Origin of the sequence: Flavobacterium sp. IMCC34518 (assembly GCF_027111095.2) — a bacterium.
Classification (GTDB): domain Bacteria; phylum Bacteroidota; class Bacteroidia; order Flavobacteriales; family Flavobacteriaceae; genus Flavobacterium; species Flavobacterium praedii.
Genome location: NZ_CP114284.2, coordinates 94929 through 113615, shown reverse-complemented (window position 1 = coordinate 113615; position 18687 = coordinate 94929). Strand labels below are relative to the sequence as shown.

The window sequence follows — 18687 nt, the reverse complement described above, 5'->3', positions numbered from 1 at the left end:
AGCATCTATCCTTGCTGTTTACAAAATAAGTGAAACGTTTTAAATCGATAAACCTGCAAATAGTTAAGTAGTATTCACATTTTCTATTCCGCCAACAGTTGCAAAATAAATCGTTTTTTTTTGTTGGTACTTTTCAAATGTATTTTGCATCCTTATGATTTAACGATGGTTTAGGAGAGTGGTAAAAACAAAAAAGCCTGTAATCCTAAGATTTACAGGCTTTTAGTTCTAATTGAATTTAGATTTGTGGAATCGCCGGTTCTTGAACTTTCTATGTTTTATTTTGTTGTTAATTAATATTTAGCCCTACAAAGCCCTTGTAAACAAAGGAATGTTTATATTTGTTATCACAAAGCAATTATAACGAATTATAACAAAAACGGCAACGAAAACGGCAACTGGCTATTTTTTGCACCAAAAACGGCAACGAAAACGGCAACGATTTTTTACCTAAAAAAACACCTCAAAATGAAATACACTTTTAAACTCAAAGAACCCAATTCAGAGAAAGAATCGTTAATCCTGTTTACTTGTAGTTTTAAGGAGGAGAATAAAAAATTCGTTTACTCAACTGGAGAAACTATACTTCCAAAGCATTGGGATAAGGGAAGTAAGTTTCCGTTTGTTTCTGGCACTAAAAAAGCAAAAACAGCCGAAACAATCAAACAGCAATTAAACCGATATTCTGATTTGCTTATTGAAACTGACAGTCTTTACAAAAGAATTGACGAAGTGCTAACCTCAACAACTTTGAAAAAAGTATTCGATGAGGAATTTAAAAAAACCGTTTCCGGCAAGAATGTTTTTTTTGATGCTTTTGACGAATTTATGACAGAAAGGAAAAAAGGACAAGTATGGGCAAAGGCTACTATTATGAGGTATGACAATATAAAGAACATACTAGAAAACTTTGAGAAAGCTAAAAAGTACAAACTTACATACAGCAGGATTAATAAAACGTTTCATAATGAGTTTACGTCTTATTGTATGGGGGATTTAAAGCACATTAATAACACCTATGCAAGAAACTTGACTTTATTCAAATCCTTTATGTATTGGTCGGTTGAAAAGAAATATACGTTCAATACTGCTTTTATCGGATTCAAGAAAGTACCTAAAGTAATTACTAATCAAATAGCATTAACAATTGAAGATCTTAACAAGTTGATGCAACACAAATTCAAAACAGAAAGTTTGGAGCGGGTGAGAGATGTTTTCGTGTTCGCTTGTGTTACTGGTATGCGTTTTGGGGAATTGTCTTTGATAACAAGAAGCAACGTTTCAGATAAATACATTACACTAAAAGAAGACAAAGACGAAACCAAAGAAGCAAGGGAAATTCCATTGACAAGCTTATCGAGATATATTCTTTTGAAATACGATTATAAATTACCTCTTATAGCAAACCAAAAGCAAAACAAGTATATCAAAGATTGTTTTCAAGAAATGGAATACACACATAAGGTGCAAAAAGTTACTACTAAAGGTAAAGAAAACATCAAAGAAGACATCTTTTTTTATGACAGGATTTCGACCCATACAGCCCGCAGGACATTTATTACAATGATGAAAAGGCAGGGTAAAAGCGATAAGCTTATTGCTTCTATTACTGGACATAACGATATGAAAACCTTGAATCAATATTATCAGGTTAATGATGATGAGAAAAAAGAAGCAATGGACGAAGTATTTGATATTGAAATTCCATTAAAGAAAATAGTTTAATACGACAACTAAGACGAAGCCTTCGAAATCACAACGATTTTAAAGTAAAACAATTCCAAAAACAGTCGATTTTAGCAACGATAACAAAAGTTTTGAGTATGAATAAGCAAGAGGAAAAACTAAGAGCCTTACAAATGACTTTAGAAAAACTAGACAATATTAAAAAAGAAACTAAATATAAAGAAGAAACAAAAATCAAGTTAGAAAACGGGCTTTTTTTAGACATTAAAAAAATTAATGATAGAAGATGGATAGAGGAATTTAATTCAAAATATGTAACAGGTTTAGCAGAATTCAAAGCACTAAACCCAAACAAAACAACTCAAGAATATATTAACAATGAAATAGAGAAAATCAACAATATAGAAGCCGAAAATAAAAAAATATTCAACTTATCGGATGATAAATTTTGCTATTGGTTAAGAAATAAATACCCAGTTAAATTTGAGAATTCCGATATAAAAAATAATGATCTAAAAGAACACCCTTTTTTTATTGATCAAAAAAAATATTTTGAACCAAGTGAATTTGAAGATTATAGAATAACACTTTATAAACAAAAGCTGAATGAATTGCCAAAAACCGAAAAGCTAAAAGAAAAAAGGCTTGGCGACAAATGGTATGCATTATTATATTGGATGGAATTAAATTCTAATGGAAAACGTCCGCCAATAGATGCAGAAGGATCTTTTAATAAGGATAAATTAATGATTGAAGGAAACAAAAGAACTGGTAAATCAGGGCAAGTGTTTTATACTTCTTTTAAGGAAATTGATATAAATAATTCAAAAGCAATCGAAAGAAGTTTTGGTAAAGAATGGAAAGAAGCGATAATAAAGCTTTCTAACAATGATAATAAAATTATTGATTATTTAAAGGAAAAATACAAATCATAAATTACAAGGTACCTTAAGATATATATCTTAAAACTATCCCTTAAACAATCTTGCTAGGTTTGTTGAAATTTAAAACAACAGCCATGCAAAACATTCACAACTTAGTACTTACCCCTATTTCAGTTGAACAATTCACTGAAAAAATCGCTTTGAGAACAATAGAATTATTGGATCAAAGAAATGAAAAACAATCTGAAAAAATATATTCTGTAAAAGAACTTGCTGAATATGCGGGAGTTTCAGAACTATCTATTCGAAACTGGATCCTAGAAGGCAAAATAAAAGCCGACAAAATAGGACGTAAAATCTTAATCAAACAATCACAGTTTGAAAAAGGACTTGAAGAAGTAAAATCCCTTAAATACAAGCGTTAAGTAAAACTTTTAATCAATTATTTATGATTAGAAGTGTATTTGTTATGCAGTCACTTTTTATGCTCTTAAATCAATTGAAAACCGACCCGAAAAATTTTATAAAAAATAACCAAAGGCAAAAAACAACAATGATCGACTTTGTAAAAATAATCATTAAGGATTTGCCAAAGTCTATTTTGGAAGCAAATACGCTTTTGGACTTTTACGACAACATAAATATTGCAACCGGAGAAATTAAGACCAAAAACAAAGCAGGAAACAAAATTTCACCATTCAAGAAAGCAGAATATAAAAGCCTTGAATTTAAAATTTATGATAGTGGATTAATAACCATTTCGGGAAGTTTACACAAGTACTGGAATGAAGGAAAACACAACTTCAATGATTTTAATTTAGAAGCTGTTTTACTCGTTTTACAGGACTTAAATACAAAGTTTGATATTCATCCAAGCAAATGTGTTTTGAAGTGTTTAGAGGTCGGAATCAACATTGAACCGCCTATACCGACAAATGAAATTTTGGATAATTGCTTTATGCATAAAACAAAACCATTTGAATATAAATACAATAATGACGAGGGCAAATTTAAGCAAGTACAACACTCTAGGTACATTATTAAATTATACAATAAAGGACTTCAATACAAGCCTAAAGGATTTGAAATAAGTAACGAAATAATGAGGTTTGAAATAAAGTATATAAAAATGCAACACCTTAACGAAAAGGGCATTTTTACTATTCAAGATTTAATCAATTACGGCCTTAAAAATTTCAAGATTGAATTAATAAATGAATGGGAAAATGTATTGTTTTTTGAAAATCCTATCCGTTTGTACCCTTTAGTAAAAAAAACAGATATCAAAGCGGTTTTAAACTATAAAAATCCTTGCTTTTGGACAATGTTAATATCAAACAATCAAATTAAAAACTACACGTACCACAAGCGAAGATTAAAAGATATGACAACTAAATATTCAGAAATGAATCAATCTAAAGTAAGTGAAAAAATTAGTGAAAAAATTGAAATACTAAATCCTATCCGTTTGTACCCTTTACTTAATATGTCCAAACGGATAGTATTTCCAATTAAAACCCAAGAAGAAAACACCCCCAAAAAAGACAAGGTTAATAGTTCGATTTGTAGGGTTACAGGATTGAGCCTAAAAGGGCAAAAAACAGGCTCTCACTTTCTATCACACACTGGACTGAAATTGCTTTATGAAAATGACAAAATGAAGTTTGATTTTGTTTTACAGAAGCACCTTCCAAAGCAGTATAAAAATTCAGATTTAGAAACAAAAATCATACAGACAGCAAAGAGCATCCGAACAAAGGATTGCATAGCGCATATTAAACAAAACAAGATATTACAAAGCAACCAAAGCCAAATGATGTTTGGTTAAACATAAACTCAAGAAAAGTTCTTGAGAAGCAACCCGCAGAGATGCACAATACACAAACAATGACAAAAGAAGAATTAAGAGTTCAGTACCCTAAAATCTATCAGGAAATTTTAGCCGAAGGAATGGCCAAAGAAAGACAAAATCCATCCACATCAAAACAACAATCTGAACTAGATCACACTATTGAAGTAAAAAAAGCTTTTGACTTCAACATTCAATTAAACTAACTCTCAACACTAAACAAAAGGAATTATGAAAACAGAAAAATTTTTAATAGCAAATGATGTTCCAGGAGCTGAACGACTACTTAAAGAATTAGAATTGATTATCCCAACCCTAAACGAATTAATACCACTTTATGGAGACTTGGACTTAGGAGAACTTGACGAAAAAACAGCCTTATCAATGCTTATAGATAGGGGAGAAACAGCAACGGAACAATTTTTATCGGTTATTGCTTCAAACTGTTTGGCGATTGGAGCCAATAAACATTTTGTTTCACAACAAGTAGCATTGCAAGCCGACTTTGTGGCCGAGTTCAAAGCAAACATAAATGAGATTGTTTCCAAAAAGCCAATTGAATTGAGTTCGTCATATTTCAGTTACAGCCCCGCAGACCATTCTTACTTCGTTTCAGAAAATACAAAAATTGAAATTGCTGAAAATTTCAAAACATACTTAACAGACCCGAAGCAAATTGCAATGTATAATGCATTTGATAAAACAAAAAATGCATTATTAGAGCTGAAGAAATCATTTAAAGAATTTGCTGGTTATGAATATCAGGGCGATTTAATTAGTTTAATTCAAAGAAAAAATTTTAATAATGAAATTGTGATTGAAATTAATAATCAACAGATAGTGCAATTCTTAAATAACAGATCACCAAAAAATTAGAATTTGTTTTGTCCAACCCCTTGTGATTTTTGTTTGGTTGCAAGGGGTTTTTATTAATCCTAAATAATTCCCAATGACACGCAAAGAATCCGCAAGAAACGCAAATATAGCAAGCTGGAGCGACCCAATCGCCAAAAAGAAAAGTTTGACCGATGGCAGAAAAAGAGCCTATAAGGAAAATAGAGATAATTTTGGCGCAAGTTTCAAGCCCGAAACAATTAAAGCAATTGCAGAAGCAAAGTATAAAAAGGCAGGAAATCACCTTGCAATATATCTAATTGACCTAGGCATTAACCCCACACCCTACAAAGGATTTATGAAACGCTTACAAACCCCTTTTCAATACGGATCACATGGAAGGCTATACAATGCAATAGATAGATTTATCACATTGATTGACCGAGCAGAAAACAAAACACTAAACAGTCAAACAGTAAGGCAGTTAGTAGAGAGAGCAACGGCCGAGAAGCCCGCCCCCGCATATCTTAAAGAATTGAGAGAAACAGCAAGACTAAACAAAGAGTTCAATGCATTAACTAATCAGGAGAAGCAAGAAGCATTGAACAGAATTGAGAGTAAAGCAGAGAGCAAAAGAGGTTGTTAATAACAAATAACATTGAAGCATTTTAAGACGTTTTGAGGCTTAGTTTGTTTGAATGGTATCACTTTATTAAAAACTAATTATCACTCAATACAATGCAGACAGCAATACCACAAGGCAAACAAAAAAGGTACTGTGAAAGAACGTGTACAATGCTCGCAATACGGTTGCACACCGTTTTGTAATCTGATAAACCATATTTTCAGAATGTAACAAAATACCCCTTTTTAGAATTATCTAGAAAGGGGTATTTACTTTGTTAAAACCAATAAACAAAAGGATTTAGATCAAATATATAAAATAAATTGATTTGAAATAAATTGATTTACGACTTCATTTTTTAATTATAGAGTAAATTTGTTACATTGCTTAGACTTCATAAAATAATCTATTATTAAGCCTTGTTATTTATTTTCACAATCCTAGTAATTTAAAGGGTTTAGTTAACTATCTACACAGGCACAAGACAAAAAAAAGAAGATTAAAGTAAAACAGGCTTTATTGCAAAAAAGGAATAAAGTATTTTTTGTTGGAGCAAGAACCCGCTGGAGAATTTTAAGATTTGAAAAACTACAAATAGGAACAATGTTTAAATGCGGGAAATCCTGTTTTTAAGATATTCAAAGAATTGATTTAGGCAAAATATTAATTACTTCAAATTATTTCAGGAAGAAAAAACAAAAACCAATACTGTAAAAATCGCATTGGGTTTGAAGTATTGAAAAGTTATTAACAGTCTTATTAAAAGTTAAAACGGCAACGAAAACGGCAACCGTAAATAAAAAACCCTGTATATCAAGTGATTACAGGGTTTTTTGTGGAATCGCCGGGAATCGAACCCGGGTCCAAACAAGCAACTAAAGAGCTTTCTACACGCTTATTCTCTGAATGAATTTTCGTCTCGGAGTTAGGTCAGAAACAACCACTCTTTGCTTATCTTCTTTAGTTTCGAAATCCACCCGAAGCTCATGGAAATCTAGGTTTAAATTTACGATTCATCTTTATCGACCGCTATAAACCAAAGCTTTCGAGATGAATCCTGCTTTCCTACCTGGTAGGACGAGGCTAATCTTACTATGATTCAGATTATGCAGCAAGAGCGTAGTTTCCTTCGCCGTGTAAAATGTTTGAGACCTTTTATTTACGAGAATTGTCCCAGTTCTCGACGTGCTTACTTTTCAATTCGACTTGCTGTCAAAACCAGTCGACCCCATTTTTTAAAGTATTCTTTATGGTTCAGAAATGTAAAAATCTGTAAAAAAACTTTTTGCAAAGGTACTGGTTATATTACTGAAATAAAAACAAAATGTAAAATCCTTTTGTGAATTTAATACTAAAATAAAAATGTCGTTTCCTTGAGTAGACTTTGTCATTCCGACGAAGGAGGAATCACACTTTGGGCTCACTTAATGTGATTTCTCCCGTTGGTAAAAATGACAAACTGGGCGGATTTGGAAGTTTGAAATTCTTATGGAAACGACATGGACTAAAGTAAAATAAATAAAGTATCCTGTTTTCTATAAATTAACTCATGTCTTTTTGGTTTTGATTTTTTTAGGTGGCTTATTGGTTTATATTGTTTTAAAATTACCTAAAAATTAGTTAAATAATTGATTAAATAGGCTATAAATAAAAAATGATATAAAAAATCAATTGTTATTTTATTATTAAAAAAATGTTAATTCTAGTTATAATGTATTTAGAAATGTATTTCATCGGTATTTTTTATATTTATAATAAAAATATTTAATTTGACTGTAAAATTAATATAAAAAAATCATATTCGTTTTTTATTTATTAATATTGTAAAAATAATTTAACTAAAACCACAATACTATGAAAAAAAAATATTTTGCTCAAAAAGATTTTTGTCGGGCTTTTTTTGTTTTTTGTTTAGGATTAAGTGTTCAAGCACAAACATACACCAGCTGGAAAGTAGGTAGCACTACCGATAAAGTGACAACAACAACTGGAGGAGTTCTTCTGGATGGAGGAAAAGAATCAAATGATAATGCTTTTCGTTGGTTCTTAGGTAAAGCTGGGGGTGGAGATGTAGTTGTTCTTCGGGCTTCAGGTACAAATGGTCATAATGATTATTTTTATACACAATTGGGGGTTACACTTAACTCAGTAGAAACCATATTAATTGATACAAGAGCAAAAGCAAGTATTGCTGAAATTGCTACAAAAATTAGAAATGCAGAAGCGTTATTTATTGCTGGAGGAAATCAATTTGATTACATTTCATATTGGAAAGATACTCCTGTAGAAGATGCAATTAATTATTTAATCAACACCAAGAAAGTTCCAGTAGGTGGATCAAGCGCTGGATGTGCAGTCCAAGGAAAATATTACTATACCGCTGCTACAACCAGTGTTCTTTCTGCAGATGCTCTTGCGAATCCTTATAATTCTGGTGTTACAATTGGGGTTAATGATTTTATAAGTCATCCTATTTTGACAAATGTTATTACTGATACCCATTATGACAATCCAGATCGAAGAGGGCGGCAAACTTCTTTTTTGGCTAGAATGTGGAAAGATCTAGGAGCTGGATTAAACGCGAAAGGGATTGGAATATATGAAAATGCAGCAGTTTGTATTGATCAAAATGGTATTGCCAAAGTATTCGCTATTGCAACTACTCACTTTGCTTATTTTTATCAAATGGAATCCAGTTCAACTCCTGAAACGGTAACTTCTGGTTCGCCTTTGACTTGGAATAATAGCGGAAAAGGAGTTAAGATTGTTAAGATTGCAGGTGATCCAACTGGTACAACTTCATTCGATTTAAATAATTGGATAACAACTTCAGGCTCCAATGCTAGCTGGGGAAATATCAAAGTAGTTAATGGAACTTTGACAGAAACTCTGGGAGGAACTCCGCCTAGTGGGTCTTCTTGTGCAACTCCTTCTGGAATAACTAAAAGCGCAATTACAAATACAGGTGCAACAATTTCTTGGACAGCAACAACTGCCACAAACTATACTGTTCGTTACAAAACGGCTGCTGCAACAACTTGGACAACATTGGCCAATACAACTGCAACTTCGGTAGCGCTTTCAGGACTTACATTAGGAACTATTTATAATGTTGAAATTGTTGGAAATTGTACTTCTGGCGCTTCTGCTGCTGGGACTACTACATTTAGTACAACTGGAGGTACTGCGGTAAGTTATTGCGCATCCAAAGGAAATAGTTCATCTAGTGAATGGATTTCGAAAGTAGTCTTTGGTACTATAAATAATTTTAGCAGTGCAAATGGTGGATATGCCGATTTTACTTCTCAATCAACTGCAATTAACAAAGGTGTTGCCAAGACTTTGACTTTAACTCCTGGTTATAGTGCTACTAGAAGTCTGTACTGGAAAGTATATATTGATTATAATAACAATGGACTGTTTACAGATTCTGGTGAGGAAGTGTATTCTATATTCAGCAGCGCGACTTTAAATCCAAGTATTACAGTACCATCTACTGCAGCTACAGGATCTGTTAGAATGCGAGTTATTGTGAGTTATAATTCTATTACTTCTCCTTGTGGAACCTATAATTATGGAGAAACAGAAGATTACACTTTGAATATTTCAGCAACTGCAAAAATGGCCTCACAATCGAGTAAAATTATTGCCGATTCAAATGATGAAGTTAAAACACTTCCAGCTAAAATCGGAATTTATCCAAATCCAGCTAGAGAAGATTTTAATATCTCGTTTAGTAGTGATATAAATGAAAAAGTAACTGTAAAAGTATACGACCTTCAAGGTAGAGAAGAGAAATCTTTTGTAATTTATGCTACTGCCGGTGAAAATCGAATCAGAAACAATACTGCTGGATTAAGAAGTGGACAATACATTGTAAAAGTGATAAAAGCCAATGAAGTTTCAACGACTAAATTAATAATTGCCAATTAATTGATCTTTGACTTAGTAAGATTCTACAAAAGAAACCCTCCAAAATATATTTTTTGGAGGGTTTTGTATTTTATGTGAATTTTAAATCTCAAGCCGTTGGGTGAAATTCAAATAAAGTAAAAATTTAACCACATAGAATCATAGATTATTGCCAAATAGGCAAAGAATAAATAGAAATAGGACTATTTCACACATAGAATTGTTACGTGAATAGTAAAACGTCTATTTCAATCTTTTAAAAACTAAAAATTCTATGTTTCTAAGTTAATGTCGTTTCCTTAAGAGTGGGTTTTGTCATTCCGACGAAGGAGGAATCACATTATGTGTTCATGTAATGTGATTTCTCCCGCTGGTCGAAATGACAAACTAAACGAGTTTGCTCTGAGAGTTCCTTAAAGAAACCACATTGGTTTCTATGTGGTAAAAATAATTTTACCCAACGGGTTAAATCTCATTATTGAATAAAAAGGTTCTACCACGAATTGTGTGGGTTTTTAAATTTAAAACTCTAAACCATTAAGGAAGTAAGATTTATTAAGCAATTGTAACCTTAAATAATCTTAATTCCTTAATGGTTTATTATTTATCAAAATTTTATTTTGATAAAAGTCTCTATTTGATAAAATCCACACAGTTGAGGGCAGAACCAATAAAAAAACAATCTTAAATTAATAATTTCATTCTATTCATCTTCAATTTTAAAAGGATAATCCCCAAATAAAACGGATAGTTTTCGAACCGCATAAGTACTTCTTGTAAATTTATTGGACAAAGCAATTATAGTTACATTCTCATCTTTCAACGGAATATACGAAGAAGTAAATCCATGCCACCAACCATTGTGAAAATAGAAGTTTTTTCCATTATCCCAATTGATCATGCGTATTCCCAAACCATAATTTTTGGTTCCTTTTCGTTCGTTGCTATATCCTGTGTACACTTGGGCTAACAATTCGGGTTCTAAAAAAGAAGGCGAGTTTCTTGCTCTATCAAATTTTAATAAATCTCTAGGTGTCGAGTAGATGTTTTTGTCACCATAAATTTTATCGAGATAATCGATACCTATTTCTACTCGGTTTGCTTTGTATGATGGCGCTACATTATGTTTGTCTTTATCAAAATCCAACACAAAAGTATTAGACATTCCCAATGGTTTGAAAATGATTTGACTCATGGCTTCACGGTAAGAAAGTTTGGTTACTTTTTCGATAATCAAAGCCAACATGGCATAATTGGTATTGCAATAGGCAAAACGAGTACCTGTTTTTTGCTCCAAACCAATATTTTTTGTCCCCATTATGGTTAAAATATCTTGATTGGTCAATGTATTGTGCCTGTCCCAAACATTTTTATCACGATCGGTAAAATAAGCATAACTGCGCATTCCACTTCTATGACTCAATAGCATTCTGATTGTTACTTCAGGATACGGAAATTCGGGTAAAAAATCGGTTACTTTTTGATCCAAATCGATTCTTTTGGCATTTACCAATTTCAAAACTGCAGTTGCAGTAAGTACTTTGCTAACAGAGGCAATATGGATAGGGGTAGTGCTAGTAATAGGAGTTTTATCTCTTAGGTTGGCATAACCTTCATATTTTTCATAGATAATTTGACCGTTTTTAGCAACCAAAAAGCCACCATTCATACTGTTATTAGGCCAGTTTTTATTATAAAAAGAATCTATTTCCCTTTTCTTTTCTGCAACATAAGAGGCAGTAAGTTTTGGAGTTTCGTTTACCAAAGGCTTCATTTTGGGTAATATGCCCTTTGGAAGATCAGCATCTTTTATTTCTGGTTTTGTCGTTTCTTTTGATTCATTTTTACACGAACCAACCATTACCATTACTAGAAGTAAATGTAGTATATTTGCCTTTTTTATAAAAATCATTTTCGAGGTACTTAAAAAGCAAATATATAGATTCCCGCGGTTTTGTTTTTGTTTTTTTTTAATATTAACAACTGTTTTGTTCTGTAGCTAAAAAAGTATTTTTTTATACTTCTTTAATCATCACTATTTTAAGATTTTCGACGTTTCAATTTTTATATAAAATGGAAGGTATTTGGTTTATTATGTTATATTTGTAACAAATATGTCGAATATAGTTATAATAATATATTTAAATTCAAAATATGAAGTTCGGAATTATAAAAGAAAGAAAGAACCCGCCAGATAGAAGAGTTGTTTTCTCACCAGGTGAATTGGCCAAAGTGAAGCAGTTGTATCATGGTGCAACAGTTAAGGTTGAAAGCTCTGATATTAGGGTGTTTACTGATAGCCAATATCACAATATGGGTATTGAGGTAACCAATGACGTGAGTGATTGCGATGTTCTTTTTGGAGTAAAAGAAGTTCCAGTCGAAAATTTGATTCCCAATAAAGCCTATTTCTTTTTTTCGCATACCATAAAGAAACAACCTTATAATAGAAAGTTGTTACAAGCCATTCTCGAAAAAAATATTGAATTGTACGATCATGAAACCATTGTTGACTCCCATAACCGAAGATTAATTGGTTTTGGTCGCTATGCTGGAATTGTAGGTGCTTACAATGCTTTTAGAGCCTTTGGAATAAAATTCGAGTTGTTTAAAATGCTCAAAGCCGAAACCCTTTCTGGAAAAGATGCCTTGATTATGCATTTGAAACGATTGATTTTACCTCCTTTAAAAATTGTAGTAACGGGGACTGGAAAAGTAGGTAATGGGGCCAAAGAAATTTTGGATGCTATGAAAATCAAAGAAGTTTCAGTAGAAAACTATTTGACCAAAAACTATACACAGCCTGTTTATACACAGATCGACGTATTAGATTATAATAAAAGAAAGGACGGTCAAGTTTTAGATTTTACTGATTTTCATCAGAATCCAACAGAATATATTTCCGATTTTGAACGTTTTACAAAAGTGTCTGATATCTATATTGCAGGACATTTTTATGCAAATGATGCGCCTACAATTTTGACGCGCGAAATGCTTCAAGCCCATGATTGTAATATAAAAGTAGTCGCAGATGTTTCTTGCGATGTAAATGGTCCAATAGCATGTACTTTAAGAGCTTCTACAATTGCCGAGCCTTTGTATGGCTATTTACCAAGTGAAAATAAAGAAGTAGATGTTTTTCATCCTGCAGCAATTGTGGTTATGGCGGTAGACAATTTGCCCTGTGAATTGCCAAAAGATGCGAGTGAAGGTTTTGGCGAAATGTTTTCAGAATATGTGCTTCCTGCTTTTTTCAATGGGGACAAAGATGGAATCCTCCATAGAGCAAAAATGACCGAAAATGGAAAACTTACCGAGCGTTTCAGCTATTTACAAGATTATGTTGACGGTAAATAAAAAAAGTAAATTTTAAAAAATTGAATTATAAAACAGAAACCTGTAAACGTATAGATTTACAGGTTTTTTAGTATATAGCTGTTTTCAAAATCATTTAGTTCTTTGGTTCACTAAAGCTCGTTTGGGCGTGCCACCATTAAGGAAAAGAGCCAACTTATAGGATCGCTTATTCGGCTCTTTCCCTTAATGCTGTCGTGTTATCCGCGCTACTTCGGTAGCTAGCTGCTACCACTCACGCGTACGCAAGAGCTTCCAGGAAAACGAGTGAACTGTAATTACGCAATAGCTTTGTGATCTTCCAAAAGTTCTATTTCCTCTTCTCTATTTTCTATTTTCTGTATTCTACATTCTAAAATCTACAATCTAAAATCTAAACCATACCCTCTGGTTTAACCCATGCATCAAATTCTTCGGGCGTTACATAACCCAATCGAACGGCTTCTTCTTTAAGTGTTGTTCCATTTTTATGTGCGGTTTGAGCTATTTCGGCCGACTTATAATATCCGATTTTGGTATTTAATGCAGTAACAAGCATTAAAGAATTAGTGACCAATTCCTTAATTCGTTTGTAGTTGGGTTCAATTCCTTGTGCGCAATGCAAATCAAAAGACAGACAGGCATCTCCTAATAATTGAGCCGATTGCAGGAAGTTGGCCGCCATCATGGGTTTAAAGACATTCAATTCATAATGCCCTTGCATGCCTCCAATGGTTATGGCAACATCATTTCCCATTACTTGAGCACAAACCATAGTAAGCGCTTCGCATTGAGTTGGATTAACTTTTCCTGGCATAATAGAGGAGCCAGGTTCATTTTCTGGAATTAAAAGTTCTCCGATTCCAGATCTTGGACCAGAGGCGAGCATTCGGATATCATTGGCTATTTTGTTCAAAGAAATTGCCAATTGTTTCAATGCGCCATGTGTTTCTACTATAGCATCATGAGCTGCCAAAGCTTCAAATTTATTGGGTGCTGTTACAAAAGGGTGTCCAGTAAACGCAGCTATATATTCGGCAACTTTTGTGTCATATCCTTTTGGCGCATTCAATCCGGTTCCTACAGCGGTTCCGCCCAAAGCAATTTGGGATAAATGTTCCAATGTGTTTTTTATTGCTTTCAGGCCATAATTTAATTGTGCAACATAACCCGAAATCTCTTGACCCAAAGTAAGCGGAGTCGCGTCCATTAAATGAGTACGGCCTATTTTGACTACAGATTGAAATGCTATTGCTTTTTCTTGAAGTGTGTCTCTTAATTTTTCAACATTTGGAAGGGTATTTTCAACCACAATTTTATAAGCCGCAATATGCATGGCTGTTGGAAAAGTATCATTGGACGATTGCGATTTATTGACATCATCGTTGGCTTTGATAAAAGGCTCATCTTCAGTAATGTTTAATCTTTTCAGTACTTGAGCACGATTAGCAATGACTTCATTGACATTCATGTTGCTTTGTGTACCTGAACCAGTTTGCCAAATTACAAGTGGAAATTCGTCAGGAAGTTGTCCCGAAAGAATTTCATCGCATACCAAGGCAATGTAATCTCGTTTTTCAACAGACAAAAAACCCAATTCACAATTGGTATAGGCAGCCGCTTTTTTGAGATAGGCAAAACCTTCAATAATTGCTTTTGGCATGGATGCAGGTGTACCAATTTTAAAATTATTTCTGGAGCGTTCCGTTTGTGCACCCCAATATTTATCAATTGGAACTTGGACTTCTCCCATAGTGTCTTTTTCGATTCTATATTTCATTTCAATGTTTTATCATATTGGAATTGAATATCCTTACTATCCCTTGTGTTCAACAAAGCTAATCCTTTTTCAATGATAGAATTTTTTTACTTTTGCTACAATCTGATTCGTGGTTAAGTTACTTTCTGCATTTTCAACCAATTTTAGTTTGCTTGAATCGAATGATTTATCGGTGTTTATTTTTTGTTCTAATTTTATTTTGGTTTCAGCAGGCCCAAAAATATATAGCTCATCAACTAATTTTATATTCGAAAGAATATTTTTAAGAAATTGATTTGTTTCATTTTTTCGTTTTTTATCAAATTTATTTTCGTCACTGCCATGATGACTTCCATTGAAGGTTCCTTTACTTCCCTCTTTTTCATGGTATATTTTGTTTTCTAAATTAGATTCGATTTCAGATATTTTTTGTTTTTCACCATCAAGAGTAACGATTATAGCTTTTGATGAGTCAATCCATATTCCAGTTTGTTTTTTCATGACTTTATTTTTTTAAAATTAAAATGTACTCAAGATTCTGCTTATTTAGTTTTTTAAAGCTCTTGTAATCATTGTATTGCTATGACAATAATTTTTGGCAATAAAAATTAGTATTATAAATTTACAAAATAAGAATGAATTTTAATCTCATAAGGATGTTTGTTTTGGTGTTAATAAATTAATTATCAGATTATTAAGAAAAGTAATAGTAAATAGCAATTGTTCTTTTTTCATATCATGTAATAACTTAGACAAATGTTTTTTTAGTCTGTTTTTTTATAAAACAAAACAAAAAAAGGTACTGATTTCTCAATACCTTTTAACAATTTTGAACTTTATTTAATTATTCAAAACTGTGATTTATAGTAGTAACTTAGAATGTTAGTTTCTTAGCAACTTAAAAAAAACTATTTTTTTACAAAATCACCTGCATTTACAATTACTAATTTTTTAGGATCAAAATATTTAACCAAAGCTGCATTTACTTTTTGAACATCTAAGCTTTTTACTTTGTTTTCAAAATCTTCGTAGTCTTTAAAAGTTTTACCTAAATCCATATTTTCTCTTAATTCACGAACCAAAAAATCATCTGTTCCAAGCATTGTTTGTCTGCCTTGCAACCATGATTTTAGGGAATTGTCAAATTCTTCTTTGGTAAATCCTTTGGCAATTGCTTTTTGTATTTCTTCATTCAAAGCAGCAATCAACTTTTCTTTCATTGTAGGGTTATAAAAAGCATACAATCCCCATTCTGTTGTAGGATCAATAGCATTTGCTTGAATATAAGATCCAGCACCATAACTTAAACCTTCAGTTTCGCGCAAGCGTTGCGGAATTCTAGACGACAAGAAAGCTCCTCCACCCAGTAATTCGTTAGCCATTTCTACTGCAGGATAATCTGGATTTTTTTCTCCAATATTCAAATTGATTTTACCAAATAAAACGGCATTGGTTTTGTCATTAATCTGAATAGTTTTGTCTCCCGATTTGGTATCAAAATATTGAGTAGAAATTCTTTTGTACCCTGTTTTAGGTTTCCAATTTTCAAATGTACTGTTTAAGAACTTTAAAATAACCGGTTTGTCTATTCCGCCAACAAATGATGAAATACTGTTGGATCCACCATAAAAAGCAGCATAATAATTTTTTACATCTTCAAGTGTAATCTTGTTTAAAGTAGCCAAACTCTCCACGGTAGTTTCCGAGTAATACGGATGCGTTTTTGGATATAACGTAGTAATTTTTGTTAATTCTTCACTAGCAACTGCTTGAGGATCGTTTTGATTGGCTTCTAGTCCGCTTTTGGTTTCTAGTTTTAATTTTTCAAATTCAGTTGCATCAAACGAAGGATTTCTTAAAATGTCCTGCACCAAGTTTAAAGCATTGCTTAAATTGGCTTTGTCCGTGCTCACTCTCACAAATAAACCGTCTACTGATCCACCTAGGCTTAGATTGATTTTGTATTGGTCTAGTTGATCATTGATGTCTTTTTTGCTTCTGGTTTTAGTTCCTAATTTTAACATGCCAGCTGTTAAATTGGCAATCATTGATTTTTGGCTTAATGACTTTTCATCTCCCATTCTCAAAATCATTCTTGCTTCAATTTTATCGCCTTTAGAAGGTTTTTCCAATAAAGCATATTTACCACCAGAGGCTAACTTCCCTTCTTCAGTTGATTTTACAATATTGGCAACCGAAGTTTCAAAAGTTGCAGTGTTGGCTTCCATTGCTTTTCCTTTGTAACCCGAAACAAGTGCTGCAATATCTTTAGTGTCGCTTACTTTTGTTCTTTCGCTCGTAGTTTCAGGGATAAAACGGCCCCAAGTTCTATTGCTTTGTAAATAGTATTTTTTGGCTGCGTTTTGAATGTCAGCAACCGTTAATTTTTCAATATTGTCTCTGTCTAAAAAAAACAAACGCCAGTCTCCAGCTCCAATACATTCTGTTATAACAATTGATAAGTTGATAGTTTTGTTGTACGTATTTTCGAATTGTTTTAATAATTCATTTTTGGCACGTTTCAAATCGTCTTCTGTAAAAGTCATTTGAGTAACTGCATTCATAGCATCCAAAAATGGTTTTTGAACGGTATTGATGTCTTTGTCTTTGGCAATTTCACAAGCAAAATAACTTATCCCTGGATCTTTTAAAGTTCCAGTATAGCCATAAACGCTAGTTGCTAGTTTGGTTTCAACTAATGTTTTGTATAATACTCCAGATGGATTATTGGTCAAAATTGAAATTAAAGCATTATTGGCTGCATATTCTTTGTCCGAAAAGCTAGGGGAGTGGTAAGCCATAGCAACATATTGAATATCCCCATTTCTTTTTAATTCTACAAAGCGTTCTCCATCTTGTGGAGGCTCAACGGTGTAGGTTTGCTCAATTTCAGTTTTTGATTTTGGAATTGAAGCAAAGTAATCTTTGATCCAAGTAAGTGTTTTTTTCTCATCAAATTTACCTCCAATTACAAGTGTTGAATTATTGGGTTGGTAATATTTTTGATAAAATAATTTTAAACGACTAGCAGGAACCCTTTCGATATCTTCTTTACTTCCAATGGTCGATTTACCATAATTATGCCATAAATAAGCAGTAGAAAGTATACGTTCATTCAGAACACCAGAAGGGTAATTTTCGCCAATTTCAAACTCATTTCGAACCACACTGAATTCTGTGTCTAAATCGGATTGAAGTATAGCAGAAGTCATCATTCTGTCAGCTTCCATTTCCAACGCCCATTTTAGATTTTCATCTGTTGCTGGTAAAATTTCATAATAATTGGTACGGTCATAATAAGTGGTACCATTGGCTTGAGCACCTTTATCGGCTATCGTTTTTTTGATATCGGTAAATTTTGAAGAACGTTTGAACAACATGTGTTCCAGTAAATGTGCCATACCTGATTCTCCATAACCTTCATGGCGAGAACCAACTCCGTAAACAATATTCACAACAACATTCGATTGTGATGCATCAGGAATCAATAAAATTTTCATCCCATTGGCCAAGCTATACTCTTTTATCCCTTCGACGGAAGTGACAAATGTAGCTTCTTGGGCATAAATATTAGTTGCTAAAGTAGTAACTAATGAAAAGGCAAGAAGTAGTTTTTTCATTTTATTTATTTGTTTGTTGTAAGTTTATATTGTAAAAATATATTTTTTTTTGAAAGAATAATCATTTATTTTGAAAACTTTAAGAACTGTTTTGGGGCAATTTCGCTTATTGTGTAATTATTTTTTAATTTTATAAAATGTTTCTCACGATAATTGTTGATTTGAGAAGTATTTGTTTGGAAATC

At 32.5% G+C, this 18687-nt stretch carries 13 protein-coding genes and 1 other RNA gene; 9 read left to right on the top strand and 5 right to left on the bottom strand.

Features of this window, described 5'->3' with window-relative positions:
- Positions 1-468: 468 nt before the first annotated feature.
- From OZP06_RS00495 to OZP06_RS00465, 7 genes are all read left to right on the top strand, one after another.
- Positions 469-1725 carry a tyrosine-type recombinase/integrase gene (locus OZP06_RS00495; RefSeq protein ID WP_269223165.1) on the top strand — a complete coding sequence of 419 codons (1257 nt, stop codon included), beginning with the start codon at positions 469-471 and terminating at the stop codon, positions 1723-1725.
- A gap of 98 nt (positions 1726-1823) precedes the next feature.
- Positions 1824-2621, top strand: a complete 798-nt coding sequence (locus OZP06_RS00490) for a hypothetical protein (RefSeq protein WP_269223164.1) — start codon at positions 1824-1826, stop codon at positions 2619-2621.
- A gap of 83 nt (positions 2622-2704) precedes the next feature.
- Positions 2705-2995: a helix-turn-helix domain-containing protein gene (locus OZP06_RS00485; protein ID WP_269223163.1), complete on the top strand. Its 291-nt coding sequence runs from the start codon at positions 2705-2707 to the stop codon at positions 2993-2995.
- A gap of 128 nt (positions 2996-3123) precedes the next feature.
- Positions 3124-4398: a hypothetical protein gene (locus OZP06_RS00480; protein WP_269223162.1), complete on the top strand. Its 1275-nt coding sequence runs from the start codon at positions 3124-3126 to the stop codon at positions 4396-4398.
- 59 nt (positions 4399-4457) lie between these two features.
- Complete coding sequence (locus OZP06_RS00475) at positions 4458-4625, top strand: hypothetical protein (RefSeq protein WP_269223161.1); 168 nt, start codon at positions 4458-4460, stop codon at positions 4623-4625.
- Positions 4626-4650: 25 nt separating this feature from the next.
- The gene (locus OZP06_RS00470; protein ID WP_269223160.1) at positions 4651-5295 is read left to right on the top strand and encodes a hypothetical protein; all 645 of its coding nucleotides are present in this window, start codon (positions 4651-4653) and stop codon (positions 5293-5295) included.
- 73 nt (positions 5296-5368) lie between these two features.
- On the top strand, positions 5369-5899 hold the full coding sequence (locus tag OZP06_RS00465; RefSeq protein ID WP_269223159.1) for a hypothetical protein: 531 nt from the start codon (positions 5369-5371) through the stop codon (positions 5897-5899).
- A gap of 812 nt (positions 5900-6711) precedes the next feature.
- On the opposite strand, the gene ssrA is transcribed toward OZP06_RS00465, so the two are convergent.
- Positions 6712-7108, bottom strand: a transfer-messenger RNA (tmRNA) gene (ssrA, locus tag OZP06_RS00460).
- 624 nt (positions 7109-7732) lie between these two features.
- Here ssrA and OZP06_RS00455 point away from each other — a divergent pair.
- Positions 7733-9811 (top strand): GEVED domain-containing protein, encoded by a 2079-nt coding sequence (locus OZP06_RS00455; RefSeq protein ID WP_281324079.1) that lies wholly within the window; start codon positions 7733-7735, stop codon positions 9809-9811.
- A 682-nt stretch (positions 9812-10493) separates the two neighbouring features.
- On the opposite strand, the gene OZP06_RS00450 is transcribed toward OZP06_RS00455, so the two are convergent.
- Positions 10494-11702: a serine hydrolase domain-containing protein gene (locus OZP06_RS00450; RefSeq protein WP_269223156.1), complete on the bottom strand. Its 1209-nt coding sequence runs from the start codon at positions 11700-11702 to the stop codon at positions 10494-10496.
- A gap of 242 nt (positions 11703-11944) precedes the next feature.
- Here OZP06_RS00450 and OZP06_RS00445 point away from each other — a divergent pair, with 242 nt between their 5' ends.
- Complete coding sequence (locus OZP06_RS00445) at positions 11945-13147, top strand: NAD(P)-dependent oxidoreductase (RefSeq protein WP_269223155.1); 1203 nt, start codon at positions 11945-11947, stop codon at positions 13145-13147.
- Between the two features lie 370 nt (positions 13148-13517).
- On the opposite strand, the gene fumC is transcribed toward OZP06_RS00445, so the two are convergent.
- The 3 genes from fumC to OZP06_RS00430 all read right to left on the bottom strand — a co-directional run bounded on the left by fumC (position 13518) and on the right by OZP06_RS00430 (position 18502).
- Complete coding sequence (gene fumC, locus OZP06_RS00440) at positions 13518-14903, bottom strand: class II fumarate hydratase (protein WP_269223154.1); 1386 nt, start codon at positions 14901-14903, stop codon at positions 13518-13520.
- A 69-nt stretch (positions 14904-14972) separates the two neighbouring features.
- Positions 14973-15383 (bottom strand): hypothetical protein, encoded by a 411-nt coding sequence (locus tag OZP06_RS00435; RefSeq protein WP_269223153.1) that lies wholly within the window; start codon positions 15381-15383, stop codon positions 14973-14975.
- Between the two features lie 407 nt (positions 15384-15790).
- Positions 15791-18502: a pitrilysin family protein gene (locus OZP06_RS00430; protein ID WP_281324078.1), complete on the bottom strand. Its 2712-nt coding sequence runs from the start codon at positions 18500-18502 to the stop codon at positions 15791-15793.
- Positions 18503-18687 lie beyond the last annotated feature (185 nt).